Raw genomic sequence first — 23,672 nt, 5'->3', positions numbered from 1 at the left:
CCGCATGATAGCGACGGCCGCGACCTCAGCAGGTCAGCCGCCGAACACCGGCAAATCTAGTTGTCGCCACCGGCAAAAGTAATTGTCGCCAGACACCAGCGGGTGCTTCAGATTGATCTGCTCGCGCAGCGGTTGCCGGAACAAATCTCCCTCGCTGACTGGTACCTTCGGACCCATCCAAGCCTCGCCGGAATTTGCAGGATTGCCGTATCAATATGCTTGATTCCTGCAATTGCGGCAACGCCATTTCGGCCGCAAAGCCTTGTCCTGCAAGGAATGGGGGAGTTGTTCAGGGCCGACTACCTACTCGTGGACAAGGACGATATCCCTATCGTCATTGACCAGCCCGAGGAGAATCTTGACAACCAGACGATCTATAAAATTTTAGTCAAATGCATCAAAGCGGCCAAGGAGCGTCGTCAGGTCATCATCGTCACTCACAATCCCAATTTGGCGGTCGTGTGCGACGCGGAACAGATCATTTACGCGGAGTGCAACAAGACTGAGCACAGCTTCACTTACGAAGCTGGCGGCATTGAGAACCCGAAGATGCTCGAAAAGGTTATCCACATTCTCGAAGGAACGAAACCCGCGTTTAAGAATCGCAGCGACAAGTATGCGTTGTGAGCGTTTCGTCGGCGATGGTACACGCATCCGGCAACGGCGCGACCAAGACCGGACGACCAAGGTGTACGTGCGAGGCGATCGGCCGTCAGGTGATGCAACGCCGACTGCCGTGTGGTTACCCTGCGCCCACCACGCCGTGTTCGCTGGGCTGGAGCGTCGCCGGCCGATCACGGGTCGCCGACCATGGGCGTTGCTCGTGCAAGGCGTCCTTCCCGCATTGCTAGAGAGCAATTCACTATGCTGCGTTCCGGGTCTGTCGTTCTTGTTGGACTTTATCGATGTATGCCTGCCAGTCGCTCATAAGTACACGTCGTTTGTCGAACAGCGCACCGCGCTGATACGCCGCTTCACTGTCGTCAGCCAGCTTATGTGCCAATGCGTGCTCGATGGGTTCCTTCTCGTGATGTGATACCTCGCCAGCCCAGTCGCGGAAGGTGCTACGCATGCCGTGCGGAACGACCGGCCGGTCGTCCTCCATCGGATCCACCCAAAGGGGCAAGCCTGCCTTCTGGCGGCGACCGTTGATGATCTTGATGACTTTTCCCATGGCCGCATTCGACAATCCTCCGTCGCCGCTTGGGAAAACGTAGGCATTTTTGCTGTCAGAATCGCGCTCGGCATGCATCTCCTCGAGGATTTCAACAGCTCGGGGCGATAGTGGGATGTGATGCGCGCGGCTCCGCTTCATTCTCGGGCCGGGGATCACCCAAATTGCGCTCTGAAGGTCGATCTCATCCCATGTTGCGCCAATGGTTTCGTTAGTGCGCGCGGCCGTTAGGATAGTAAATTCCAGTGCACGCGCTGCTACACCTGGACGTTCGCGTAGCTCCTGTACGAACGCATTTATTTGCCGGTATGGCAACGCGGGGAAGTGCGACTCGTCCTGTACCTGGCTCGGCTTCGGCAGTAGGGTGTCAAGGTGATTGCGCCATGCGGCCGGGTTATCGCCCGTCCGCAGTTTGCGCGTTTTCGCCCATGCGAGAATTCGTTCGACTCGGCCTCGGACGCGGGATGCCGTTTCGTTCTTCGTGGTCCAGAGTGAGTTCCGCTCGAGAACGCGGACGATATGTTGCGTGTCGATGTCGGCAACGTCCAGGGCACCGATGATCGGGCTGGCGTAGGTCGCCAAGGTGTTCGTCCACTGCTCGGCGTGTTTCGCATTCTTCCAGCCGCTGCGATGGGCCTCAATATATGCAGCGCTGCACTGGTCGAAGGTCATGCGGCTGGCAGCGTTCGCTTTGACTGTGGCGCGCTCCGATCTGGGATCGCCGCCAGCGGCGAGAATGGCGCGCTGCTCCGTCGCTTTTTCGCGGGCAGCCTTGAGGCTGACGGCTGGGAAGGCGCCCAGGCCGACATCGTGTGTCCTCCGGTGCCGCGTGTATCGGAATATCCATGATTTTGTTATCGTCTTGCTGACCTGTAGCCACAAGCCGGCGCCGTCGCCGTAGTATCCGGGGACCTTGAGTTCCTCCACGCGTCGTGCTGACAGCTTGTTAACTCCTCGCGCCATGAATTCTCCGCCTAACCGACCTACCCACGTTTCTACCCATGTCTCGGTCGTTGATTGCCCTGTTCAAGGATAGACCAATATGGACGACAAATTCAATAGGAACAAAGATTTAGGTTATGTCGAGTGAGAGGGCGTGAGATGCCGGTATAGGCGGAGACGGACTCCGTCTCCGCCAGTACTTAGGTATATGGCGGTGGAAACCCCGCAGAGTCTAGGCTCTGCGGGGTTTTTCTTTGCCTGGCGATTTTTTGAGTCCGGCTAGGAGTACGACGATCAACCTCGGTGAGTCTCCGCGCGCGTGCTGCCTTGTTCTTGCTTCGCTGATGGAGTAGGATTGTGTACACACAGATTCACAAGTTGCCAAACTCAGGGGCGACGATATGGAAACGATCAAGGTTGGGATTCGCGAATTCCGGGCCGATTTGGCCGACTACATTGCGTCGAGTACACCCGTCGCCGTCACGCGGCATGGGCAGACGGTCGGCTATTTCATTCCGGCGCAAGGACAGAGCGAGGGAGACGTTGCAGCACTGAAGAAGGCGAGCAAGGCGTTGGATCGGCTCCTTGCCGAGCGCGGCGTCGATGTGGAGGAGGTGGTATCTGACTTCAAGGCGGCTCGGAGGCCGGCTGGTGCGCGTAAGAAACCCAAGGCCGCATGAGTAGAAAATCGATCGTTCTTGATGCGAACATCCTGATTCGCGCTGTCCTCGGCCGCCGCGTACGCGACCTGGTCCTCGAGAATGCGCCCGACGTCGGTTTCTTCGCCCCCGACGTCGCGTACGCCGATGCTAGAAAGTATTTGCCGCCGCTGCTCAAAAAGCGAGGCATTCCGCGCGATTCCGCCGTCCTCGTGCTCGACAGCCTGGAAACGATCGTGCACGCGGTTGATGCTGGTGCTTACCAGAGTATGAAGGAGCAGGCACTCCAACGAATTGGTGTCAGAGATGCCGATGACTGGCCCGTCCTCGCATGCGCGATGGTTCTCGGCTGCCCAGTATGGACCGAAGATGCGGACTTTTTCGGCACTGGCGTGGCAACGTGGACAACCGATCGCGTTGCGCTTTATTTTGCATCGAACTGACCACCGAGTCGTAGTGTCGGCCCGGTGTGACGGCGCCGAAGCGATCTGATGCGAATCCGACGTACGCCTGCCGGCCGAACAGGTCCCCGCCTTTCAGCAGCTTTCCGTTCTTCCGGTGCGGTCGTGCCGGGACTCGCGCGCGTCCAGCTGACTCACACCGCGTAAAGCAGTTGCGTAGACAGGCCGAGCGCAGGAGCAAAAAAAGCGGATAGCGAACGGCCATCAGACGGATAGCGCCTGGCCGCCATCGGGTATTCAATCGAGTCCACCAAGGACCTGATCGCAAGACCGCTGAATGGCAGGAGGAGAACCTATCGTGAGCGTAGAGAACATCACATCGCAATGGCAGGAATTCATTGGCGGATGCCTCGACTTCCGTCCGGCCGAGGGCGTCTATCGCATTGCGCGAGAGATGTTTACCGAACCGCAACTGTTCGACTTGGAGATGGAGTTTATCTTCGAAAAGAACTGGATTTACGCCTGCCACGAGAGCGAGATTCCCCAGGCGCACGACTTCGTGACGATGCGTGCGGGCCGCCAACCGATGATCATCTCGCGCGATGGCAACGGTCAGCTCAACGCCATGATCAACGCCTGTCAGCATCGCGGTGCAACGCTCACGCGTATGGGCAAGGGCAATCAGTCCACTTTCACGTGCCCGTTCCACGCCTGGTGCTATAAGAGCGACGGACGCCTCGTGAAGGTAAAGGCTCCCGGCGAGTACTGCGACGACTTCGACAAGTCCACGCGTGGCCTCAAGAAGGCGCGCATCGCGAGCTACAAGGGCTTCGTGTTTGTGAGTCTCGACGTGGAAGGAACAGACACGCTCGAAGACTACTTGGGCGACGCACGCGTGTTTCTCGACATGATGGTCGCGCAAGCGCCCACGGGCGAACTGGAAGTGCTGCCGGGCAAGTCCACGTACACCTATGAAGGAAACTGGAAGTTGCAAAACGAGAATGGCCTCGACGGCTATCACGTGAGCACCGTCCACTACAACTACGTCGCCACGGTGCAGCATCGGCAGGACGCGAACGCGAAGAAGGGCGGCGCGACCAACGGGACGCTCGACTACAGCAAGCTAGGCGCAGGTGACGCGGATACCGATGACGGCTGGTTCGCTTTCAGGAACGGCCATAGCGTGCTATTCAGCGACATGCCGAACCCCGGCGTGCGTCCGGGCTATGCCACCGTCATGCCGCGCCTCGTCGAGGCATACGGTCAGCAGAAAGCCGAGTGGATGATGCATCGGCTGCGCAACCTGAACGTCTATCCGAGCCTCTTTTTCATGGATCAGATCAGCTCGCAACTGCGCATCGTGCGTCCGGTAGCCTGGAACAAGACGGAAGTCATTAGCCAGTGCATCGGCGTAAAGGGCGAATCGGAAAATGATCGCGAAAACCGCATTCGCCAGTTCGAAGACTTCTTCAACGTCTCCGGAATGGGCACGCCCGACGATCTCGTGGAATTCCGTGAGCAGCAGCGCGGCTTCCAGGCGCGCCTCGAGCGCTGGAGCGACATTTCGCGCGGCCATCACAAGTGGGTGGCGGGCGAAACGGCAAATACGCGGCTGCTCGGCATTGCACCTGTGCTGTGCGGTACGGAGCTGACGCACGAGGGGCTTTACGTCAATCAGCACGGCGCCTGGCAGGCGTTTCTCATGAAGGGCCTCGCGCAACAATCCAACGTCGGCAAGGAGGCTTGAATCATGGCCGTCACGCATACGCTGCAACAATCGGTCGAGCAGTTTCTGTATCGCAAGGCCGAGCTTTGCGATGCGCAAAACTGGGACGAGTACCTCGAACTGTTCGACCAACACAGCGAATTTCACGTGCCTCAATGGGACTCCGAGCACGTGTACACCACCGACCCTAAGCGCAGCGTGTCGCTGATCTACTATGCGAGCCGCGCGGGGCTCGAGGATCGTGTGTTCCGGCTGCGCACGGGAAAGTCAGCGGCGTCAACGCCGCTGCCGCGTACGCTGCATCAGATCACCAACGTGCGTATCGCCGAGTGCGACCACGGCGAGTTGGAGGTGAAGACCAACTGGGCGACCTTTTACGCGCGGCACGGCGTGGCTGAGCACTTCTTTGGGCGCGCCACCTACCAGCTGCGCCCGGCGGGCGAGAGCTGGAAGATCGCACGTAAGCACGTGCTGCTGCTGAACGACACGATCAACGCCGTGCTCGACTTCTATCATCTGTAATCGGGAGTGCGCGCAATGAGCCACAAGGTCGCGTTCAGCTTTGCGGACAGCAAGACTTTGTTCTTCGACGTTCGTTCGGGCGAACTCCTCCTCGACGCCGCGCTTCGCAACGGCGTGAACATTCCGCTCGACTGCCGCGAAGGCGTGTGCGGGACCTGCCAGGGACGCTGCGAGACGGGCAGCTATACGCAGGACTATGTCGACGAAGAAGCGCTGTCTGCGGACGATCTTGCCGCGCGCAAGATCCTGTCCTGCCAGACGCGCGTGCAATCGGATGCCTCGTTTTACTTCGACTTCGATTCGAGCCTGTGCAGCGCGGGCGGAACGCGGTTGATCGCGGGCCAGGTTGCTGGCGTCGAGCAGGTATCCGAAACGACGGCGATCCTGCATCTGGACGCGAGCGCTCACGCGGGGCGCCTCGATTTCCTGCCGGGACAGTACGCCCGCCTGAATGTGCCAGGCACGGACGCGTGGCGTTCCTATTCGTTCGCCAACCGGCCCGCCGACGACAACCAATTGCAGTTCCTGGTTCGTCTTCTGCCCGACGGCGCGATGAGCAACTATATGCGCGAGCGCTGCGAGCCGGGTCAGACGATCGAATTCGAGGCGCCGCTCGGCACCTTCTATCTGCGAGAGGTGGGGCGACCGCTCGTGATGGTCGCAGGGGGTACCGGTCTGTCCGCATTTCTCGGCATGCTCGACGATCTTGCTCACAAGGGCGGTTGCGGCCAGCGCGTGCATCTCTACTACGGCGTGACGAACGCACACGATCTATGCGAGCTCGAGCGTTTGAAGACCTACGGTCAGCACATCGGAAACTTCACGTGTGACATCGTGGTGATGAATCCTTCGGAGGGATGGCACGGAAAGACAGGGCTCATTCCGGAGCATTTCGACCGCGGCATGCTCGACGCGAGCCCGTTCGACATGTATGTATGCGGACCGCCTGCGATGGTCGAGGCGATCAAGACGTGGCTCGCGCGCGAAGCCGTGGCCGATCACCGCCTCTACTACGAGAAATTCGCAGATAGCAACGGCGCAAAGCAGGCTGCGTGAGCTTGCGGCGCCGCGCGTTCAGGGTCTTTTCGTATTTTTGTCCGCGCGCGGCGTGGTTTACCATCGAGCGACCGTCAACCCTCGGTGACACGCCATGTACGCGCCCGCCTTCAACGATATTCAAGGTATTGACGCTCTGCGTCACGACCTCGAAGGCGCGCGGGACTGGATGGCGTCGATTTGCGGACCGCATGGATTGCAGGTGCGGAGCCCGAAGAAGCTGCAGTTCCATCATTCGGGCACGGTGTTGCGCTCCATGGCGAGTACGTTAGGGTATGTGGAATACGGCACGGACGTCACCGTTTCCGTGCACAACGAGGCGCCGCTCAATTGCTATAGCGTGAGTCTGCCGCTCACCGGGCAGCAGGAACTGGCCGTGCAGGGTCGCTTGTGGCTGTCGGACGAGTACAAAGGGCTCGTGTTGTCGCCGCACGAGAGGCAGGACCTCACGATCATGGGCAACTGCCGGAAGATCATCGTTGCGATTCCCAGCGAGGCTCTGCGTCAGGTGCTTGAAGGTCTTCTGCAACGACCGCTCGGTGCCCCATTGACGTTCGAGCCGCAGATGAATGCCGTCGACGGCGATCAGGCTGCCTGGTGGCGCATGGTCAAGTATCTGCTGGCCGAGATGGGCCACGCCACGCCGTTGCTCAATCATCAGCAGATGGTCGGCAACCTCGAGCAGGCGCTGATCAAAGGGCTCTTGCTCTGTCAGCCGCACAACTATTCGCAGGCGCTCGCGGGGGCCATGGGCCCTTCATGCCCGCACTATCTGTTGCGCGCGAAGCAGTTCATCCACGATCACGCCCGCGAAGATATCTCGCTCGAAGACATCGAGCGTGCGGCCGGCGTGTCGCGCTACAAGCTCTTTGAAGGCTTCCGGCAGCACTTCGGGCATGCGCCCATGGCGTATTTGAAGTGGCATCGGCTCGAAGCAGTGCGGCGCGACATTTTGTCTGACTCTTCAGAGCGGAACGTTTCTTCCATCGCGATGAACTGGGGTTTTTCGCATCTCGGCCGATTTTCCAATGACTATAAGCAGCGTTTCGGCGAAACACCATCGCAAACACTGAGGCGGGCCGCAAGACGGTAACTGAACCTACACTGCGAATGCGCAGGCAGGCAGGGCTCCGGAAAAGTCATGGTCGGCGACGTTGTGGATCGCCCTTAAATGATGTATTCTAAATGCATGTTAAACGTGCGGCAACTCGATGAAACCCATCTGGCGCAGGGTTCTTCGTTCACGCCTCCTGCGTCCGGATTGCCTGTGCTGAGACTCGGCTTCCGGCCGTTCTATCTTGGCGGCGCGATCTTCGGCGCGCTCACGTTGCTGGTTTGGCTAGGGGCACTGCACGGCATAGCCACGGCAGGCCGAATACCGTCGGCGAGCGGAATCCTTTGGCACGCACACGAAATGGTTTTCGGGTTTGCCGCCGCCATCGTCGCAGGCTTTCTGCTCACGGCAGTGCGGGCCTGGACGTCAGCCGAGACGCCACATGGTATGCCGCTGGCCCTGTTGTGGCTGCTGTGGCTCGCGGGACGGATCGTGATGTGGCTAGGTCCCGAGCCCCTGGCTGCGATCGTCGATTCGGCGTTTTTGCCGGTGCTGGCGATTGCTCTGCTCCGTGTACTCCTGCGCGCGCGCAACCGCCGCAACCTCTTTGTGCCGGTGGCATTGGGCGCACTCACACTGACAAATATCCTATTTCACGAGTGCGTCCTGCGCGGGCGAGTCGATCTCGCATTGCGGATCAATTACGCGGCCGTCGGACTACTGATCACGCTGGTGACGATCATCGCTGGTCGCGTCGTGCCGATGTTTACGAGCAACGCCGTGCCGGGCTATACATTCAAGCGCTGGCAATGGGTCGAAGCGCTAGCTTTGCCGTTGCCGCTTTTGACCTTCGTTCTGGACGCAGCGGGCGCAAGCACAGGGTTCATTGGCATCGCAGCGGGCGCTACTGCAGGGGTTCACGCATTCCGGTTGGCGGGATGGCGCTCCTGGCGGGTCGGCCAGCGGCCGATTCTCGCGATTCTCCATGTTGCCTATGCGTTCATTCCGATTGGATTTGCGCTGCTCGCGCTGAGCGCAGTGGGCTGGGTACCCCATTCCATCGCACTCCATGCTCTGACAGTCGGCGCGCTGGGAGGCGCGATTATCGCCATGATTACGCGTACGGCGCTCGGGCATACCGGCCGCATGCTCGTAGCCGGGCGGGCCGAGATCGCTTGTTATTGCCTCGTGATCGCCGCCGCCGTCTTGCGCGTTTTCGGTCCGTTACTCTTGATCAGATGGAGAGCAGGCTGGGTCGACGCGGCGGGCTTGTGTTGGTGCGTCGCATTCGCGCTATATGCGTACCAATACTGGCCCTACCTGACGCGCCCGCGAGCCGACGGCAAGGCAGGCTAAACCGAAAAGACGTGAGTAAGGCATGAATCGCATCGATCTTTTGAGCAAACCGGCACCGTCGTTTGACGAGCCGCTCGAGATGCTCAAAGCGTGTCATGAACGAATCGCCGCGCAATGCGCGACGCTCGAGAAACTGGCGGCGTATCTGCCTTCGCATGGTCCGGATACGCAGGCGCAGCAGGCGGCCAGGAACATCATGCGCTACTTCGACGTGGCGGGCCCGCATCATCACGCAGACGAGGAGCAGGACCTTTTTCCGATGCTCAACGAAATCGGCCGGCACCAGCGCTCGCCCGTGACTGAACTGATCGTATCGTTACGCGATGAGCATCGATCGCTCGAGGCGGGATGGGCGCGATTGCGACGGGTGCTCGTCGACATTGCGGCGGGGACAGCAGGGCTCCTTGAGCCCGAGTGGGTCGACAGCTTTGTTGTGGCGTACCGCCGTCATATCGCGATCGAGGAGAGTCACGTCCTGCCGTATGCCGAAGCGTGCCTGGATCGACAGCAAATGGCCAAGCTGAGCGCGGCCATGGTGGCCCGACGCACTGTGGCGAACTAGATCAGCGCGTCCGGAAACGCCCGACCCCTTGAGACAGCGGCTTGGCTCGAAGGCGAGGACGTCCGCCGACTGCTCTGAATTGCCGTTATGCCGGGCCACCGGTCCGGAGCATTGGCGTCCCTCGGCACGCGTTACAATCCCACGCGCAAAATCGCAAAATAAATGCTGTGGGGTTGTAGGCATGGGCAGTTGGCATCCCGCTTGGCGCGGGCCAGAGTTTCTCGGTGCCGTCCAAAGGCACCCCGAGAAGGAGCAGGCACTCCTTCGCGTGTCGCTCGGTACGGTGGTTCTCCTCGCATATCTGGTTGCTGCATGGATTGAGCGCTCTGGCGCCGTTTATGCCACGACCGAAATGGTTGCGCTGTACGTAGCGTACGGTCTTGCAACCTATCTCGCGATAAAAGTCGGGCCCGCGCGTTCGCCTCTTCGCCTCATCGTCACGACGGTTTCGGACCAGGCCGTCGTCATGGCGATCCTCGCGGTCGGCGGGCAAGCCGCGCTCCCGGTCCTCTGGGCTTCCTTCTGGTTTCTTGTCGGTGCCGGCTGCCGCTATGGCAAGCGCATGCTCGCGCTCTCGTGCGCGGTGGCGCTGGCCGGGCTTGCCGGGCTCGCGTTTGCGCAGCCATGGTGGAGCGCAAACGTCGCGGTCTGCGTGAGTTTGGCGCTGAGTATTGCAGCGACCTCCATCTATCTATCGGTGTTGGTACACCGACTCGAACAACAGGCGGTCACCGATCCGCTGACGGGACTGAGCAACCGCGTCCGGCTGGAGCATGCCCTCAATCACGCGCTGGCCAATCGCGACACGGAAATCGGGGACACTGCGTTGCTGCTGGTCGACCTCGATGGTTTCAAGGAAGTGAACGACACATACGGTCATGCGGTAGGCGACGCGCTGTTGCAGCGCTTCGCCATTGACTTGTCGCGCGGCGTGCGCCGAGGCGACACGCTCGCCCGCCTGGGCGGGGACGAATTCGTGGTGCTGGCCCGACAGGTCCATGGCAAGCAAGGCGCATTGAAAATTGCCGACACCATTCATACGGTGCTGAAGAATCTGCAAGCGATCGAGGGACATCGAATCGCCGTCTCGGCCAGCATCGGCGTGTGCATGCTGGCGAACGGTGCTCGGGGGGGCGCGCACGATGCGCGAACGCTGATGCGCTTCGCCGACCGTGCGATGTACCGCGCAAAAGCGAATGGTAGAGGACAGACGGCATTCGCCGGTTCGGTGGAAAGAGAGCGTACCGCGTAGCCAGCCCCAGGGGACGCGCGGCGACCGTTCTCCGATGCGGTGGCTACCATCACTGCTGTCGAGAACGGCGAGCGGGGAAGAACGGTGTCGATCTTTTTTTTGGTCACCGTTGTAGCATCCGACGCAGAATACCGTCTGGGTCACGCCCGAACGCTGCGGACCGAACTAAGCGAACATATAGATTGAGAACGAGGAGATCGAAATGCAATCGCGCCCCAAAGAGATACAGGACTTCATCGACGCAGCGCGTATTCTCTTCGCTGCCGAGACGCTTTCGAGAGAAGCTCGTGCGTTGGCGGTCGAAGTCTTCGCTCGCCTCGAGCAACATGGGGAGTTCCGTTTCGAAAAGCGTGTGCGCTTCCCCGCGTGCGATTCGCTCGATAGTGCGCTCGAGCCGTATCTGGATGCCAGCGATGCGTTCGGCCAAGTTGCGAGAAGCATTAAAGCGCTGGAGCCGTTCATCGGCTGGTTCAGGCGGATGACCGTCGCGAACGCAAGCCCCAACTTTCTAGAGGGGCACGCGAACGGCATGATCAGCGGCCCGGGAGGCATCGAGGATCGGCGGGACCTACAACTGGGCTTTACGGTGATGAAGCCCGATGTCCGCTATCCCGATCATAGTCACCCACCCGAGGAAGCCTATGTGTTGATGTCTGCAGGTGAATTCCGCAAGGACCGAGGGCCGTGGCTGTCGCCGGGGATTGGCGGCGGCATCCATAACTCCCCCGGCGCGGTTCACGCAATGCGCTCCGACGACAACGCGTTCCTGGCCTTGTGGTGTCTCAAGATGTGATCGTTATCCGTACGATCACTCCGCGAACGGCAGTGCCGTTTGACCATGGGCGCGCATTTGAAACGTGTTCAACGTCATCGCCACTAGCGCGTAGTAGCCGAGTAGACCAACCAGGTTGATCGTCACCTGATGACCGAAGCGGTCGACTGCCCTTTGAAACGTCGGATCCGACACACGCTGCGTGTCGTAGAGTTCCGTGGCGAAAGCGTAGATTAGCGCGTCGTCGTCATCATCGAATTCGGGCTGCCGCCCGCTGCGGATCGCCTCCGCCGTGGCGGCGGGCACGCCGGCGTCCAGCGCGATCGGATGGTGGATGTGCCACTCGGCCTGCGAACGCCAGCGTGCGGCGGTGACGAGTATCGCCAGTTCCGAGAGGCGCAGGGGCAGTCCCGTACGATAGCGACAGAATGCGCCGAGGCGCTGCGCATGCTGCGCGAGGTCCGGGCTGTGAATCCATCCCAGGAACGGGCCGTTAAGATTGCCTCGAGGTCCTGACAGAATCTCCGTCAGGACGGCTTTTTGTTCGGGCGTGGCATGCGCTTCGTCGAAGGCCGGCAAGCGGCTCGCGGGCGGGGCGGATGAGGAGCGGGTCATGGTCGAGTCTTAAATCTAGCGCGAGCCTGCGCTGCGCAGTGCATCATCGATCGCATCGGTCAGGCGGCTGACGATTCGGTCGATATCGTCGGCCGTGCAAATGAAAGGCGGCGCCAGCAGAACGTGATCGCCTGACACGCCGTCGACGGTTCCTCCCATCGGATAAACCATCAGCCCGCGCTTCATCGCCTCACGCTTGATCGCCACGTTGACCGCCAACTCGTGAGAAAACGGCACCTTGGTCGCACGATCCTCGACGAGTTCGACACCGACGAAGAGCCCCCGGCCTCGTACGTCGCCGATATGTTCATGCCTCGAGTAATGCTCGCGCAGCGACGCGCGCAATTGCTCTCCGCGCGCCTTGACGTTGTCGAGCAAGCGGTCTTCTTCGATCACGCGCTGCACCTCCAGTGCCGCGGCGCAGGCAGTCGCGTGGCCGATGTAAGTATGGCCGTGCTGGAAGAACCCGGAGCCTTTGACGATCGCTTCGTAAATCCTGTCGCTGACGAGCGTCGCACCAATCGGCTGATAGCCTGCACCAAGGCCCTTGGCGATCGTCAGGAGATCGGGCGCTACGCCGTCCTCGGCACACGCATAGAGATGCCCCGTGCGGCCCATGCCGGACATGATTTCGTCAAGAATCAGAAGAACACCGTACTTGTCGCAGACCGCACGGATCTTGCACAAGTAGTCGCCCACCGGCGGGACGGCACCGGCCGTTGCGCCGACCACCGTCTCCGCCACGAACGCCGCCACGGTCTCTGGTCCCAAATCGAGGATCTTGCTCTCGAGTTCATCCGCAAGGCGCTGCGTGAATGCCTCGTCGGATTCGTCGGACCGCTGCTCACGATAGGCGTAGCAGGGACTGACGTGGTGCGCCTCGATCAGAATCGGCAGGAACGGCTCGCGCCGCCACGCGTTGCCGCCGATCGCAAGCGCGCCGAGTGTATTGCCGTGATAGCTTTGACGGCGCGCGATGAAATGGCGTCGCCGCGGCTCACCCGTCTCGACGAAATATTGACGAGCGAGCTTGAGCGCGGCTTCGACCGCCTCCGAGCCGCCGGACACAAAGTACACATGCCTCAGGCCCTCTGGCGCTCTTTCCACGAGCCAATCGGCCAGTGCTTCGGCCGGCTCCGTCGTGAAGAACGAGGTATGTGCATAAGGCAGCTGCTGGGCTTGTCGTTTGATGGCGTCGATGACGCGCTGGTTGCTGTGCCCGAGGCACGAGACCGCCGCGCCGCCCGATGCGTCGATATAGCGTTTGCCTTCGGAGTCGATGATTTCGATGCCGTCGCCGGCGACGGCAACCGGCAACGCGCGCTTCGGCGCACGATGAAAAACGGTGGTCATGCAGTTTCCTTTGACAGCGGGCTAGTCGGCAACGGGTTCGGCGACGAGGTGCCGCAGCTTGTCGCGCACCCCTTTCCAATCGTCGGCGTCGGGCAGCGGTGCCTGTCTGCTCATAATGACAGGCCATTGTTTCGACAAAGAAGCATTCAACTCGACGAACGACCGCTGGTCATCCGCGATATCCTCGGCCGATGCAATGGCGTCGGCCGGACACTCCGGAACACAGACGGCGCAATCGATGCACTCGTCCGGATCGATGACGAGAAAGTTGGGGCCCGCGCGAAAACAATCGGTTGGACATACTTCGACGCAATCCGTGTAGCGGCAGCGGATGCAGCCTTCGGTCACGACGTAAGCCATTGAGCCTCCTGGTAAAACGAAAATACCATCGAGGAGCGGGCCGCCGCAAGCAACAGCCCAAACTCGCCTAAGGGACTTCTGTCATCCGTTGGACGCGATGGCGAATGCCGGCTCAGACGACGCGCTGGAGAGATGGCGGCCGGAATGCCGAGCAATGGCGATGCTCGCGACGCTTTCCTCTTCGAAGAAAAACTTCTTCGCACCGAACGCGGGCTCGAGATCATGCAGCCAAGTGGCCGTCGGATTGAACTTGGCGTAGAACGGCCTGCGCACCCAGTCGGGGTTGCGTGCTTGCAAGAACTGAAGGGCAAACACCTTCTCGCCACCGATATCGACGATGCCATCGATGACGACCTTGCCGGGGAATGCGCTCATCGAAGGACCGCGGACCGTGCGCGCGAGTCCCGATACGGTCTGATAGGCCGCCTGAAAAATCTCATAGGCTTTCGCGAGTGGCAACTCGAAGTAATGGCTGGGGCCCGTGTCGCGTTCGACGAACATATAGTAGGGGATGGCGCCGAGCCGCACGCCCGTTGTCCACAGTTCCGCCCATCCCTTGGGATCTTCGTTGATGTGGCGAATCAGCGGTGCCTGCATTCGCAGCGTCGCGCCCGACGAAACGATACGTTTCACCGCACGCTGCGCGATGGCCGGGCGCAGTTCAGCCGGGTGATTGTAGTGGCCCATGATCGCGAGGTTCTTGCCCGCCGCGACGACTTTTTCGAACAAGCGTATGAGATCGTCGGAATCCTTGTCCGTCACGAAGCGTTGCGGCCAGTACGATACCGATTTGGTCCCGATGCGGATGTTTTGAATATGGGAAAGTTCGGGCGCCAACAGGGGTTCGATATATCCTGAAAGAGACCGCGTGTTCATGATCAGCGGATCGCCGCCGGTAATCAGGACGTCGGTCACTTCACGATGCTGCTTCAAATAGGCAACGAGTTCATTGGATTCGCGCGCATCGAACTTGAGATCGTCCATGCCGACGAATTGCGGCCAACGGAAGCAGAACGTGCAATAGGCGTGACAGGTCTGTCCGGCGCTGGGGAAGAACAGCACCGTCTCTTTGTATTTGTGCTGCAGCCCGCTTAGCGGTTGACCATCGAGAAAGGGGACGTTGTGCGTCATCTGGCCGGCGGGATGTGGATTCATCCGCATGCGGATCGCACGCACGGCTTCCTCGATCGCAGCCTCGTCCTTCTTCTCGAGTACCAGGTCTCTAAGATGTGAATACTCGGCCGGGGAAAGCATGTCCTGATGGGGGAACGTGAGGCGATAGATAGGATCGTCCGGGATGTTGGTCCAATCGATCAACTCCTCCATCACGTACTGATTCGTGCGAAACGGCAACACGCGAGACACGACCTGTACCGCTTCGCGCAGCTCCGTCGAAAGCAATTGCCATTGCGGAGCCTGGCTGATCGTCTGGCGGGTATAGGGCTTGAATTTGGCGGGAAGTGCGTCGTTGGACATGATGCTCCTTCAATTCGAAAGTCGATGTTGGTCTGAAAATGAGGAGTGCGAACGAAATCGATACGAGATGAATCGTACGATCTACCGCCATATGGAAGACATTGTTGCGATATGGTTTGACGCGAGCAAACGATATAAACTCGCGACGTTGTGCGTTTGAGGAATGATCCGTGAGACGAAAGATTCCGAGTATGGAAGCCTTGGTCGCATTCGAGGCAGCGGCCCGCCACCTGAGCTTTACCCGCAGCGCCGATGAGCTCGCCCTGACGCAAAGCGCCGTCGGACGGCAGGTTGCGATACTCGAGGAATATCTGGGCGTCGCGCTTTTCAACCGGGTCAAGAAGCGCCTTAGTCTCACCGAGGTCGGCCAACTCTATGCGAAGCGCGTGCGAGAGAACCTCGAGAGAATGGAGCGCGATACGCTGGCGGCGATGGCCCACCCGAATGCGGGCGGTATCCTCGAACTCGCGGTCATTCCCACGTTCGCTACGCGATGGTTGATTCCGCGGCTTCCGCAGTTCTACGGCGCGCACCAAAACATCGTCGTCAACCTGGCGACGCGGGCCGAGCCGTTCCTGTTCACCGACACGCAGTTCGATGCGGCGATTCACTTCGGCGATCCCATTTGGCCGGGGGCAATCGCCAAATTTCTGTTCGGTGAGGAGATGATTGCGGTATGCAGTCCGCGGTTGATGAGCGGGCGGACGAACCTCGCGCCTTCCGAGGTCCCGAATTTCACGTTGCTGCATCAGTCGGCGCGCCCCGATGCATGGCGGCAATGGCTCGTGCAGGCAGGCGTCGACGACGCCGACAGCATGAAAGGTCAGCGGTATGAGCTTTTTTCGATGCTCGTGGAGGCTGCCCGCGCGGGATTGGGTGTCGCGCTCGTGCCTCGATTCCTCGTTTCGCACGAGCTCAACATTGGCGAGCTGATTTGTCCTTGCGATCTGCCTTTACCTAGCGACAAGGGCTACTACCTCGTCTATCCGGAGCATCAGCAGAATTCCCCATGGCTGCAGGCTTTCGAGACATGGCTGCTATCGGCGGCAAACGCATATATTGAGCGCGGCGGGGAGTGAAAAGGGGCGGGTGTGAGTCATATCCGGCCCCTTCGCAACCCGGTTAAACGCCACTCGCCTTAATGCGCGCGTCATACCAGCGAGCGAACTGCTCGAGTGCGTCCTCCGTGTACTTCGAGTACGGGCCCGGAACGTAGCCCGGGTCCTGCGTCCCGCTATGCGTGTTGCCGACCAGTTCCGCGTCCTGCGTAGTCGTGGCGATCCACACTTCGGTCAGCTTCTTCAGGTCGTAGTCGACGCCTTCCACGGCATCTTCGTTCACGAGCCAAATGGTACGCACGCGCGTTTTGTCCGGTGCCAGCGGAATGGCATAGGCGATGACGGCGTGGTCGCTCATCACGTGCGTCCACGAGTGATGTCCCCACATATGCACGTCGCCGAGATCGCGGCGTTGCAAGTTGCCGAGCAGCTTGGTGCTGGCGACCTTGGTGTCCATCGTCTGAGATTCGCCGGCCCCGGCGATCACGAGCCGCTGCGAACGGAAATTCGTTTCGACGCTTTCGTCGAGCGATTCGACCAACTCGCAGATATAGCCGTCTTTCTCCCATTCTTCCTTGCGGGCCGCGTTGTTCGCGAGGTACTGCTCGTAGTCGGCCAGCGACTCCTCGCTTTGGCCATCGGGGCAGAAGCCGAAGTCGTGCGCGAGGAACGACTGCGTCAGCTCCGGATGCGTGCCGCCGCAGTGGTAGCACTCACGGTTATTCTCCATGACGAGCTTCCAGTTGCCGTTCTCGACGATATCCATCTCATAGGCAATCTTCGTACGCTGCATCTCATGCGGCGCGAAGCGCGGCGTCATGGCCGCCTCGAGCTTTGCAATATCTTCCGGCGCCTCGTCGGCAAGGCAAACGAACACGTGCGCGCCGACGACCTTGACGTGAACCGGAATCAGGCTCTTGCAATCCTTATCGAATTCCTTGCCCATATGCGTGGCGTGACGCAGGCTGCCGTCCAGGTCGTAGGTCCATTGGTGATAGGGACAAACCAGCATGCCGACGCTGACCTTGCCGGCGTTCTTGACGAGGCGCGAGCCGCGATGCCGGCAGACGTTTCGAAAGGCGCGGATGTTTTCGTCGTCATCGCGCACGATCAGCACCGAAGCTTTGCCGATATCGATCGCATAGACATCGCCGGGTTCGGGCACGTCGGCCGTCACGGCGACGAGGATCCATCGCTTGTGGAAAAAGACATCCATGTCCGTTTCAAACACGTCCTGCCGCCCGAACAGGTCGCCGGGCATCCCCTGTCCGGGCTCCCGGCTGTCGAGCAGTTCACGATGGGTCTTGATAGGAATGACGGTCATGGCGGGCCTCCAATAGGTAGATATTTTTCCCAGTGCGTTGCATTGAGTTATGCGGGCAGTATTGGAGCGGCGAAAAGTAGCGTCAACGCGCTTTATTTTTCGCATCGCATTACTTTATGTTATGCAGCACTGGACGGGGTTTTCGGTAGGCTTTCCCCTGCCTCCTCGTGCGGGAGAGGGCCCCGGGGCATTCGGTACCGGATGCGCCGACTTAAGGCGCCCTTGGAAAACAGGCGATCTTCCGGCGGACGAGGCATGAAATGGGGCAAACAGAGGCAAAATGACAAGGGCAATTAAGGGATATCGACGCATCGTACCGTCCTTGACCGCACTGATTGAATTCGAGGCGGTGGCGCGCTTGGGCAGCTTTACGCGTGCAGCGACTGAATTGGGCGTGACCCAGGCAGCGGTCAGCAGGCAGGTACGGTTTCTGGAGGGAGCGTTGGGCGTACGCTTATTCCATCGCTTGCACCGCTCCATCGCGTTGACCGCCGAGGGCGAAGCACTCTTTGTGGTCGTGTCCGAATCAATGCAGAAGATCGCGGGCGTATTCGATCGTCTGTCGATCGGTGCGGAGCAGCAAGAACTCGTGCTCGCTGCGACGGCGCCGTTTGCGCAACTGCGATTGCTGCCGAGGCTGCCGAACCTTAAGCGCCTTGATCCGCCCTTGCTGTTGCGGTTGAGCACGCAGATGTTCACCGCGGACATTCGCCATGTCGAGGTCGATGTTGCGGTGCGATACGGTGATGGCAACTGGGGCGACGGCACCTCCACGTTGTTGTTCGACGAAGAAGTGTTTCCCGTTTGCTCTCCGCGCTTTCTTGAGGAGAACGAAATATCGGACTCGCTCGAGGCGCTGGCTGCTCTGCCGCTCATCGAATCGGACTCGACGTACGAGGGCTGGATGGGGTGGGAGGCGTGGTTTCGATCCGCAGGGCATCGTCCGGCGAAGTTGAACTACGTGCTGCGCAGCAGCTTGTACACGGATGCCGTGCAAGCGGCGAGATATGGCCAAGGCGTCGCGCTGGGCTGGAGCCGTCTGGTGCACGACCTCTTGGAAAAAGGCGAACTCGTGCGCTTGACGAGCGCATCGTGCAAACCGCGCGACGCCTACTACGTCATCGTCCCTCACGGCCGGACGATGACGCCGGCCGTCGCGCGATTGATCGACTGGCTGCGGGAGGATGGCGCTATTAGCTAGGCGGCTAAGCGCTATGAAGCTCTGAAAGCGTGCTTGAATTGCAACGCCTACAGCCAGTCGGTTTCGAAGCTGCAATCAGTGAGCGAGACGTAACCGTGCTCTGTGAGTACGACTTGCTGTTCGAGCTTGACGCCCTGCGTGTTGGACGAATCGGTCGCATAGCGGATGTTCACCGGGTCGTACAGCAGGATCGCCGGGCATTGATGTTTGAGCAGTTGCTCCTGCACGCGAGCGAGCCGATACGCTCGTACCTCGCGCAAGATCGCCTCCTTACCGCCCGCTTGAACTGTGCTGTGTGCATCGGAAAGCTGGTCGGCCGCCATACTGCGTCTCCTTCAATGATCATGCTTTTTCGGGGGATAAGCGGGTTCGACGGGTGTAACCCGCTTCAAAACATGCCGTGACTACATCGCTCGTGTTTTCGTCGACGAACTGGGGGTGACTACAGTTCGAGCACCAAGTCCGACGTCGGCCGGCTGCAGCAGAGCAAGCGAAATCCTTTCTGGACTTCTCGATCGCGAATGCCGCCGTTGTGCTTCATGTCGACCTCGCCTTCGAGCACCTTCGTCTTGCACGTGCCGCAGATGCCTTGGCTGCAAGACGAGGGGATCGCGACGCCGGCCTTTTTCGCAGCGGCGAGCACGGTTTCGGAGGCCCTCATCTTGAACGTCCTCGACGAGCGCGAGAGTTTCACGGTGAACGTCTCTTGCGATGCATCGACCTGTGGCGCGGCGGTTTCCGCCGTGTGTGCCGTCTCCACAGTTGCCGCACCCGCCGAGAAATCGAAGCTTTCCTGGTGATAGCGCGCCGGGTTGTGACCGCCTTCGCGCAGCAATGTCTGCGCGGCTTTCATATAGCCGGCGGGACCGCAAGTGAACACCTCGCGCTCGGCGTAGTCCGGTACCCATTCGGAAAGTTGCTGCAGACTGAGGCGGCCGATGGGTCCCGACCAATCGCTTTCGTTTCCGATCCCTTCGCAAAGGAAGAATGTGCGCAGGCGAGGCGACAGCGCCACGAGCCTTTCGAGTTCTTTGCGGAAGACGATATCCGCCGGCGTCCTTGCACTGTGAACGAAGACGATGTCACGATCGAGACCAAGATCGATGCTCGCACGCGTCATCGACATCAGCGGCGTGACGCCCGAACCGGCGGACAGGTAAAGCGATTGTTTGGCGGCGGGCGCTACTGTCGGCGTGAAGCTGCCGGACGGGCCGTACGCGCGCAACTGGCTGCCGAGTTTCATGTTGTCGTGAAGCCAGTTGGACACGATGCCGCCCGGCACACTCGCTTTACGGTAATCGACAACAGATACGGCCGCGTCGGCGGAGACGAAATCGTGTAGCAGCGCTTGACCGTCGGACCTTGTACGCTTGCCGACACGGTCATGAACTGACCCGGTTCGAAGCGAACCGGCGTGCCGTCGCCCACGCGGAATTCGAAGCTTTTGACATCGTCGGTCTCGTCTACCACACGAGCACACGTCAGGATCTGTTCCTCGCTGCTCGCCCAAAATTTCGTGCCGCTCTCCCAGGTGCTCGCATTCGAGAGCCGATCTTCCGCTTGCTGCTCAGGGACGAACATTCTTTCTACCGAGTTCATAGCCTCAACTTTCCATCGGGACACCTTGCGCGCTCATTCGGCTGGCTGTCTACCAGCGCGTGAACTGCTCAGCGTGCGCTGTCATCAATCGCGAAAGCTGGGCGCCGTCCGGTACGTGCGACCGGGCGCTTCTTCTGATGTTGCGGTTCGAGGATCAGAGTGCCTTCGCTATGATCCGAGTATTGGTGGGCGGCGAGGGCAGCGTCAATGCGCTTTATTTTCCGGCGGCTATTACATTAGGTTATGCGTCGCATCACGTACAACACGGTGTCGGCGGCGCTGAAGGCGGTGCGCTCACTGCCGCGCTGATCGGACGAGTCGAATGCGACAAAGCCCGCATTAGGCGGGCTTATGTTTGGGTGGTCGAAGAGCTTGCTGTGCGAGGTTGTCAGGCTGCGAGCTTAAATTCCATTCGTTTGCCTAGCGCCGTAAGAGCGCTCGCCAGCGTTGTCAATGTAAGGCTTGTGTCTTCCTCGTCCAGCAAGCGATTTAACGCTGCCCGGCTCGTGTGCATGCGTTCCGCCATCGCTGTTTTGGACAGTTTTTGAGCCTTCATTTCATGCGCGATTTGCCACGCGATGATTCTCTTCATGGCGGTAGCTGTGGCTTCCTCGAGCCGACCTTCTTCGGCGAGGAAGTCGTCGAAGCTACTTCCGACGTGCTTGTTTGCCATGTGGGGACTCCTTCAATTGCTTCGCAGTTGCCGCGTCGTGAGCTTGCCGCATTCTTGTACGGGCGAGTTTCAGGTCGGACGCAGGCGTTTGCTGCGACTTCTTAATGAAGCCGTGGAGCAAAACCATCTTGTCGCCAATGACCGTGAAAAGCACCCGGGCAATCCGCTGCCGCAAGTCAACCCGGACCTCCCAGATGTCTGCCTCCATCTTTCGGACCAAAGGCATTCCGATCGGCCAGCCAAGCTCGACGGTTTTGACGTCGTCGCCGATGGACTTTCGGTCTTCGATATCCAGCCCACGAAGCCACTCGCGAACGGGCTCATTGCCATTTTCTGATCGATAGAGATAGACAAAGAGCACGCGATCGGGAGGGGCCATGCAGGAAGCAGAATCTGGGAACGTTGCTATCGTACCAAATTTGGTACGTTTGTCAATGGGGATTGTGGGGGCTGCGGGTGCCCGAAACGGCGACGATCGGCACGCCAGCTTCCCACTGCGCGCTCGCCCGCTGAACAGCGGCGTGGCTCTCTAATGCCCGCCATAGGGCCGCGTAATGATTTCGAGCAGATGGCCATTCGGATCCTCGAAATACGCGCCAAGACCGCCGTCACGGGTACTGATCTCGCCTTCGCGTCGTTGGGCAGGGTCGGCCCAATACCGCAGCTTGCGGTCCTGAATGCGCTCCATGATCTCGCTGAATTCGGCTTCACTGACAAGGAAGGCATAGTGCTGCGCCGTTATCCGATCGTCGGATTCCATGAAGTCCATCGTTACGTCGTTGCTGAGATGCACCGTGAGAAACGGCCCAAACGGCGTGGGCTTGGGGAGCCCTAGAATCTCGGTGAGAAACGTTGCGGACGCGTCCCTATCGTGGGCATAAACGATGGTGTGATTCAAAGCGATGCTCATGGCTGTACCTCCGCGCATTCGAAGCGCCAGATGACGAACAATTCATCGGCTCGGTTATTCTGACAGAGACCGTCAGGTCTTACACTGGGACGCCCTTTCACGGAGAAAAAAGATGAGTCGACGCTTCCTGATCGTGCCCGGTTACGGGAATTCGGGACCAACCCACTGGCAAAGCCTCTGGGAGGCGACGAAACCGGGGAACTGGTCTCGCATCAAGGTCGAAGACTGGGATCACGCCGTTTGCGACGAATGGGTGGCGGCGATCGATAATGAGGTGAGGGCGCTCGGCCCCGATGTCATCGTCGTTGCTCACAGTCTCGGTTGCCTGGCGGTGGCGCATTGGGCCGCGCGGCACGCGCGCGCCATTCGAGGGGCGCTGCTCGTAGCCGTTCCAGATCCGTCGGCGCCCGCATTTCCGCGCGCTTTCACGGTCGGGTTTTCGGCTGTGCCGTCCTCGAGATTGCCGTTTCCCAGCATTGTCGTTGCAAGCAGCGACGATCCGTATGGATCGATCGGTCATGCGCAGTCCTGTGCAAACATATGGGGCAGCGAGTTCGTCGACGTGGGAGCACACGGGCATATCAACGCCGCCAGCCAACTGGAAGACTGGGCGGAGGGATACCAGCTTCTACAGCGACTCGATACGAGCGCACTGGCCCAGCGCACTGATTCGCGGTAAGCCGGATAGCGACGACGCGCCCCGATCGGGTACTGATCCGGATGCGCGTCCATCGCCCCTCGCAAAGCAGCCGAGCGCCATATGTTCTGAGGCGCGACGAGTCTGGGCTGGGCCTATCCGTCATCGGGTCGGCCTAGCTTTGATCCGCGTCTCGCAAGCTCGAACGAACTTCAGAGAGACGCAAGCCGATTGTTGTTTTCGCGGCAACACGGTGAACCCCTTCGCGGGGCTACTGCCGTTCGGCGTCCATACCTACAATCCGTTTCGACGATGGCCGCGCAAGCGATCCTGCCAACGTCGATCAGGCACATCCATCGATCCTCAACATCTTGGGTAAGTCGCAACGGAACTCACTATGGGCCTCAACGGCGTTTTGCGAGCAGCTCTCTGCTCTTCAGCACTTTTGGCAATCGTGCCCGCAATCGCTCTTGCCGAGCGCTTTTCCGTGCAGGTGGACGACCTGGATCGCGGACAGTTCATGAGCGAACAGGTCTACGGCGGATTTGGATGTCACGGGGCCAACGTTTCGCCCCACATCTCGTGGTCCCATGTTCCTCGCGGCACGAAGAGCATTGTCGTCACGATCTACGACCCGGATGCGCCGACGGGTGGACTCGGCTGGACGCATTGGGAAGTCGTCAACATTCCCGGGTCGGATACGTCGATCGAAAAGGGCGCCTCGGGCAACCCGACGCTGTTGCCCGCGGGCGCCGTCGAAACGCTGACGGACTTCGGCGATTCCAGGTACGGCGGACCTTGTCCGCCTGAAGGCGAATCGCATCGATACGTCGTCACTGCATCGGCGCTCGCAGTCCCGAGTATCGATGTGAAGGCGGCATCGAGTCCGGCGCTCGTCGCTTATCAGATGCATGGAAAAGTTATCGCTCAAGCGCACTACGTCGCGACGTTTCACCGGCCGGCGGACTGATCGCCCAATCGGTGGCGGGA

The 23,672-nt window shown here is 60.1% G+C and carries 25 protein-coding genes and 1 pseudogene; 15 read left to right on the top strand and 11 right to left on the bottom strand.

The window, feature by feature from the left end:
- The first annotated feature begins 60 nt into the window (after positions 1 to 60).
- Entirely contained in the window at positions 61 to 627 is a 567-nt protein-coding gene (locus tag B0G57_RS31795; RefSeq protein WP_223258697.1) for a hypothetical protein, read from the top strand.
- Positions 628 to 862: 235 nt separating this feature from the next.
- Here the strand turns inward: B0G57_RS31795 and B0G57_RS17485 are convergent, their stop codons facing one another.
- A complete protein-coding gene (locus B0G57_RS17485; protein WP_026230293.1) occupies positions 863 to 2,137 on the bottom strand; it encodes a tyrosine-type recombinase/integrase in 1,275 nt (424 codons plus the stop codon).
- 380 nt (positions 2,138 to 2,517) lie between these two features.
- Here B0G57_RS17485 and B0G57_RS17480 point away from each other — a divergent pair, with 380 nt between their 5' ends.
- The 10 genes from B0G57_RS17480 to B0G57_RS17435 all read left to right on the top strand — a co-directional run bounded on the left by B0G57_RS17480 (position 2,518) and on the right by B0G57_RS17435 (position 11,497).
- A complete protein-coding gene (locus B0G57_RS17480) occupies positions 2,518 to 2,796 on the top strand; it encodes a hypothetical protein (RefSeq protein ID WP_018444059.1) in 279 nt (92 codons plus the stop codon).
- Positions 2,793 to 3,218, top strand: a complete 426-nt coding sequence (locus B0G57_RS17475; protein ID WP_018444060.1) for a PIN domain-containing protein — start codon at positions 2,793 to 2,795, stop codon at positions 3,216 to 3,218. Before B0G57_RS17480 ends, B0G57_RS17475 begins: the two co-directional genes overlap by 4 nt.
- Before the next feature lie 295 nt (positions 3,219 to 3,513).
- Complete coding sequence (gene antA, locus B0G57_RS17470) at positions 3,514 to 4,923, top strand: anthranilate 1,2-dioxygenase large subunit (RefSeq protein WP_018444061.1); 1,410 nt, start codon at positions 3,514 to 3,516, stop codon at positions 4,921 to 4,923.
- A 3-nt stretch (positions 4,924 to 4,926) separates the two neighbouring features.
- Positions 4,927 to 5,424, top strand: a complete 498-nt coding sequence (gene antB, locus B0G57_RS17465; protein WP_018444062.1) for an anthranilate 1,2-dioxygenase small subunit — start codon at positions 4,927 to 4,929, stop codon at positions 5,422 to 5,424.
- Positions 5,425 to 5,439: 15 nt separating this feature from the next.
- On the top strand, positions 5,440 to 6,480 hold the full coding sequence (gene antC / locus B0G57_RS17460) for an anthranilate 1,2-dioxygenase electron transfer component AntC (protein WP_018444063.1): 1,041 nt from the start codon (positions 5,440 to 5,442) through the stop codon (positions 6,478 to 6,480).
- A 94-nt stretch (positions 6,481 to 6,574) separates the two neighbouring features.
- Positions 6,575 to 7,573: an AraC family transcriptional regulator gene (locus B0G57_RS17455; protein WP_018444064.1), complete on the top strand. Its 999-nt coding sequence runs from the start codon at positions 6,575 to 6,577 to the stop codon at positions 7,571 to 7,573.
- 78 nt (positions 7,574 to 7,651) lie between these two features.
- Positions 7,652 to 8,890, top strand: a complete 1,239-nt coding sequence (locus tag B0G57_RS17450) for an NnrS family protein (protein WP_399277915.1) — start codon at positions 7,652 to 7,654, stop codon at positions 8,888 to 8,890.
- A 22-nt stretch (positions 8,891 to 8,912) separates the two neighbouring features.
- Positions 8,913 to 9,452 (top strand): hemerythrin domain-containing protein, encoded by a 540-nt coding sequence (locus tag B0G57_RS17445; RefSeq protein ID WP_018444066.1) that lies wholly within the window; start codon positions 8,913 to 8,915, stop codon positions 9,450 to 9,452.
- Positions 9,453 to 9,918: 466 nt separating this feature from the next.
- Positions 9,919 to 10,704, top strand: a complete 786-nt coding sequence (locus B0G57_RS17440; protein WP_223258696.1) for a GGDEF domain-containing protein — start codon at positions 9,919 to 9,921, stop codon at positions 10,702 to 10,704.
- A gap of 202 nt (positions 10,705 to 10,906) precedes the next feature.
- Positions 10,907 to 11,497: a dimethylsulfonioproprionate lyase family protein gene (locus B0G57_RS17435; RefSeq protein WP_018444068.1), complete on the top strand. Its 591-nt coding sequence runs from the start codon at positions 10,907 to 10,909 to the stop codon at positions 11,495 to 11,497.
- Between the two features lie 15 nt (positions 11,498 to 11,512).
- Here B0G57_RS17435 and B0G57_RS17430 read toward each other — a convergent pair whose 3' ends face one another.
- The 4 genes from B0G57_RS17430 to B0G57_RS17415 all read right to left on the bottom strand — a co-directional run bounded on the left by B0G57_RS17430 (position 11,513) and on the right by B0G57_RS17415 (position 15,280).
- Positions 11,513 to 12,091 carry a carboxymuconolactone decarboxylase family protein gene (locus B0G57_RS17430; protein WP_018444069.1) on the bottom strand — a complete coding sequence of 193 codons (579 nt, stop codon included), beginning with the start codon at positions 12,089 to 12,091 and terminating at the stop codon, positions 11,513 to 11,515.
- Positions 12,092 to 12,106: 15 nt separating this feature from the next.
- Entirely contained in the window at positions 12,107 to 13,444 is a 1,338-nt protein-coding gene (locus tag B0G57_RS17425; RefSeq protein WP_018444070.1) for an aspartate aminotransferase family protein, read from the bottom strand.
- A gap of 21 nt (positions 13,445 to 13,465) precedes the next feature.
- A complete protein-coding gene (gene fdxA, locus B0G57_RS17420; protein WP_018444071.1) occupies positions 13,466 to 13,804 on the bottom strand; it encodes a ferredoxin FdxA in 339 nt (112 codons plus the stop codon).
- An 81-nt stretch (positions 13,805 to 13,885) separates the two neighbouring features.
- Entirely contained in the window at positions 13,886 to 15,280 is a 1,395-nt protein-coding gene (locus B0G57_RS17415; RefSeq protein WP_018444072.1) for a KamA family radical SAM protein, read from the bottom strand.
- 191 nt (positions 15,281 to 15,471) lie between these two features.
- Between B0G57_RS17415 and B0G57_RS17410 the strand changes: the two genes are divergently transcribed.
- Positions 15,472 to 16,359, top strand: a complete 888-nt coding sequence (locus tag B0G57_RS17410; RefSeq protein WP_018444073.1) for a LysR family transcriptional regulator — start codon at positions 15,472 to 15,474, stop codon at positions 16,357 to 16,359.
- 43 nt (positions 16,360 to 16,402) lie between these two features.
- On the opposite strand, the gene B0G57_RS17405 is transcribed toward B0G57_RS17410, so the two are convergent.
- Positions 16,403 to 17,662, bottom strand: a complete 1,260-nt coding sequence (locus B0G57_RS17405; protein WP_020566582.1) for an aromatic ring-hydroxylating oxygenase subunit alpha — start codon at positions 17,660 to 17,662, stop codon at positions 16,403 to 16,405.
- Between the two features lie 280 nt (positions 17,663 to 17,942).
- On the opposite strand from B0G57_RS17405, the gene B0G57_RS17400 reads away from it, so the two are divergent.
- The gene (locus tag B0G57_RS17400; protein WP_026230297.1) at positions 17,943 to 18,863 is read left to right on the top strand and encodes a LysR substrate-binding domain-containing protein; all 921 of its coding nucleotides are present in this window, start codon (positions 17,943 to 17,945) and stop codon (positions 18,861 to 18,863) included.
- A gap of 47 nt (positions 18,864 to 18,910) precedes the next feature.
- On the opposite strand, the gene B0G57_RS31790 is transcribed toward B0G57_RS17400, so the two are convergent.
- The 5 genes and pseudogenes from B0G57_RS31790 to B0G57_RS17375 form a co-directional block, all read right to left on the bottom strand.
- Entirely contained in the window at positions 18,911 to 19,186 is a 276-nt protein-coding gene (locus tag B0G57_RS31790) for a hypothetical protein (protein WP_018444076.1), read from the bottom strand.
- A 119-nt stretch (positions 19,187 to 19,305) separates the two neighbouring features.
- Positions 19,306 to 20,462: pseudogene (locus B0G57_RS17390) on the bottom strand (2Fe-2S iron-sulfur cluster-binding protein).
- A 388-nt stretch (positions 20,463 to 20,850) separates the two neighbouring features.
- Complete coding sequence (locus B0G57_RS17385) at positions 20,851 to 21,135, bottom strand: XRE family transcriptional regulator (RefSeq protein ID WP_018444077.1); 285 nt, start codon at positions 21,133 to 21,135, stop codon at positions 20,851 to 20,853.
- Positions 21,110 to 21,514 carry a type II toxin-antitoxin system RelE/ParE family toxin gene (locus tag B0G57_RS17380; RefSeq protein WP_018444078.1) on the bottom strand — a complete coding sequence of 135 codons (405 nt, stop codon included), beginning with the start codon at positions 21,512 to 21,514 and terminating at the stop codon, positions 21,110 to 21,112. The genes B0G57_RS17385 and B0G57_RS17380 overlap by 26 nt, the downstream gene beginning before the upstream one ends.
- 150 nt (positions 21,515 to 21,664) lie before the next feature.
- On the bottom strand, positions 21,665 to 22,045 hold the full coding sequence (locus B0G57_RS17375) for a VOC family protein (RefSeq protein ID WP_018444079.1): 381 nt from the start codon (positions 22,043 to 22,045) through the stop codon (positions 21,665 to 21,667).
- A gap of 112 nt (positions 22,046 to 22,157) precedes the next feature.
- Between B0G57_RS17375 and B0G57_RS17370 the strand changes: the two genes are divergently transcribed.
- The gene (locus tag B0G57_RS17370; protein WP_018444080.1) at positions 22,158 to 22,724 is read left to right on the top strand and encodes an RBBP9/YdeN family alpha/beta hydrolase; all 567 of its coding nucleotides are present in this window, start codon (positions 22,158 to 22,160) and stop codon (positions 22,722 to 22,724) included.
- Between the two features lie 355 nt (positions 22,725 to 23,079).
- Positions 23,080 to 23,652 carry a YbhB/YbcL family Raf kinase inhibitor-like protein gene (locus B0G57_RS17365; protein ID WP_020566583.1) on the top strand — a complete coding sequence of 191 codons (573 nt, stop codon included), beginning with the start codon at positions 23,080 to 23,082 and terminating at the stop codon, positions 23,650 to 23,652.
- Positions 23,653 to 23,672: the final 20 nt, after the last annotated feature.

It is taken from the genome of Trinickia symbiotica, assembly GCF_002934455.1.
Lineage (GTDB): Bacteria > Pseudomonadota > Gammaproteobacteria > Burkholderiales > Burkholderiaceae > Trinickia > Trinickia symbiotica.
The sequence above is the reverse complement of the archived record's forward strand: the minus strand, read 5'-3'. Positions and strand labels throughout refer to the sequence as shown.

Excerpts from the sequence above, each read along its gene's own strand:
- B0G57_RS17485 (WP_026230293.1), bottom strand. The coding sequence starts at position 2,137 with ATGGCGCGAGGAGTTAACAAGCTGTCAGCACGACGCGTGGAGGAACTC.
- B0G57_RS17480 (WP_018444059.1), top strand. The coding sequence starts at position 2,518 with ATGGAAACGATCAAGGTTGGGATTCGCGAATTCCGGGCCGATTTGGCC.
- B0G57_RS17475 (WP_018444060.1), top strand. The coding sequence starts at position 2,793 with ATGAGTAGAAAATCGATCGTTCTTGATGCGAACATCCTGATTCGCGCT.
- antA (WP_018444061.1), top strand. The coding sequence starts at position 3,514 with ATGGCAGGAGGAGAACCTATCGTGAGCGTAGAGAACATCACATCGCAA.
- antB (WP_018444062.1), top strand. The coding sequence starts at position 4,927 with ATGGCCGTCACGCATACGCTGCAACAATCGGTCGAGCAGTTTCTGTAT.
- antC (WP_018444063.1), top strand. The coding sequence starts at position 5,440 with ATGAGCCACAAGGTCGCGTTCAGCTTTGCGGACAGCAAGACTTTGTTC.
- B0G57_RS17455 (WP_018444064.1), top strand. The coding sequence starts at position 6,575 with ATGTACGCGCCCGCCTTCAACGATATTCAAGGTATTGACGCTCTGCGT.
- B0G57_RS17450 (WP_399277915.1), top strand. The coding sequence starts at position 7,652 with ATGATGTATTCTAAATGCATGTTAAACGTGCGGCAACTCGATGAAACC.
- B0G57_RS17445 (WP_018444066.1), top strand. The coding sequence starts at position 8,913 with ATGAATCGCATCGATCTTTTGAGCAAACCGGCACCGTCGTTTGACGAG.
- B0G57_RS17440 (WP_223258696.1), top strand. The coding sequence starts at position 9,919 with ATGGCGATCCTCGCGGTCGGCGGGCAAGCCGCGCTCCCGGTCCTCTGG.
- B0G57_RS17435 (WP_018444068.1), top strand. The coding sequence starts at position 10,907 with ATGCAATCGCGCCCCAAAGAGATACAGGACTTCATCGACGCAGCGCGT.
- B0G57_RS17430 (WP_018444069.1), bottom strand. The coding sequence starts at position 12,091 with ATGACCCGCTCCTCATCCGCCCCGCCCGCGAGCCGCTTGCCGGCCTTC.
- B0G57_RS17425 (WP_018444070.1), bottom strand. The coding sequence starts at position 13,444 with ATGACCACCGTTTTTCATCGTGCGCCGAAGCGCGCGTTGCCGGTTGCC.
- fdxA (WP_018444071.1), bottom strand. The coding sequence starts at position 13,804 with ATGGCTTACGTCGTGACCGAAGGCTGCATCCGCTGCCGCTACACGGAT.
- B0G57_RS17415 (WP_018444072.1), bottom strand. The coding sequence starts at position 15,280 with ATGTCCAACGACGCACTTCCCGCCAAATTCAAGCCCTATACCCGCCAG.
- B0G57_RS17410 (WP_018444073.1), top strand. The coding sequence starts at position 15,472 with ATGGAAGCCTTGGTCGCATTCGAGGCAGCGGCCCGCCACCTGAGCTTT.
- B0G57_RS17405 (WP_020566582.1), bottom strand. The coding sequence starts at position 17,662 with ATGACCGTCATTCCTATCAAGACCCATCGTGAACTGCTCGACAGCCGG.
- B0G57_RS17400 (WP_026230297.1), top strand. The coding sequence starts at position 17,943 with ATGACAAGGGCAATTAAGGGATATCGACGCATCGTACCGTCCTTGACC.
- B0G57_RS31790 (WP_018444076.1), bottom strand. The coding sequence starts at position 19,186 with ATGGCGGCCGACCAGCTTTCCGATGCACACAGCACAGTTCAAGCGGGC.
- B0G57_RS17385 (WP_018444077.1), bottom strand. The coding sequence starts at position 21,135 with ATGGCAAACAAGCACGTCGGAAGTAGCTTCGACGACTTCCTCGCCGAA.
- B0G57_RS17380 (WP_018444078.1), bottom strand. The coding sequence starts at position 21,514 with ATGGCCCCTCCCGATCGCGTGCTCTTTGTCTATCTCTATCGATCAGAA.
- B0G57_RS17375 (WP_018444079.1), bottom strand. The coding sequence starts at position 22,045 with ATGAGCATCGCTTTGAATCACACCATCGTTTATGCCCACGATAGGGAC.
- B0G57_RS17370 (WP_018444080.1), top strand. The coding sequence starts at position 22,158 with ATGAGTCGACGCTTCCTGATCGTGCCCGGTTACGGGAATTCGGGACCA.
- B0G57_RS17365 (WP_020566583.1), top strand. The coding sequence starts at position 23,080 with ATGGGCCTCAACGGCGTTTTGCGAGCAGCTCTCTGCTCTTCAGCACTT.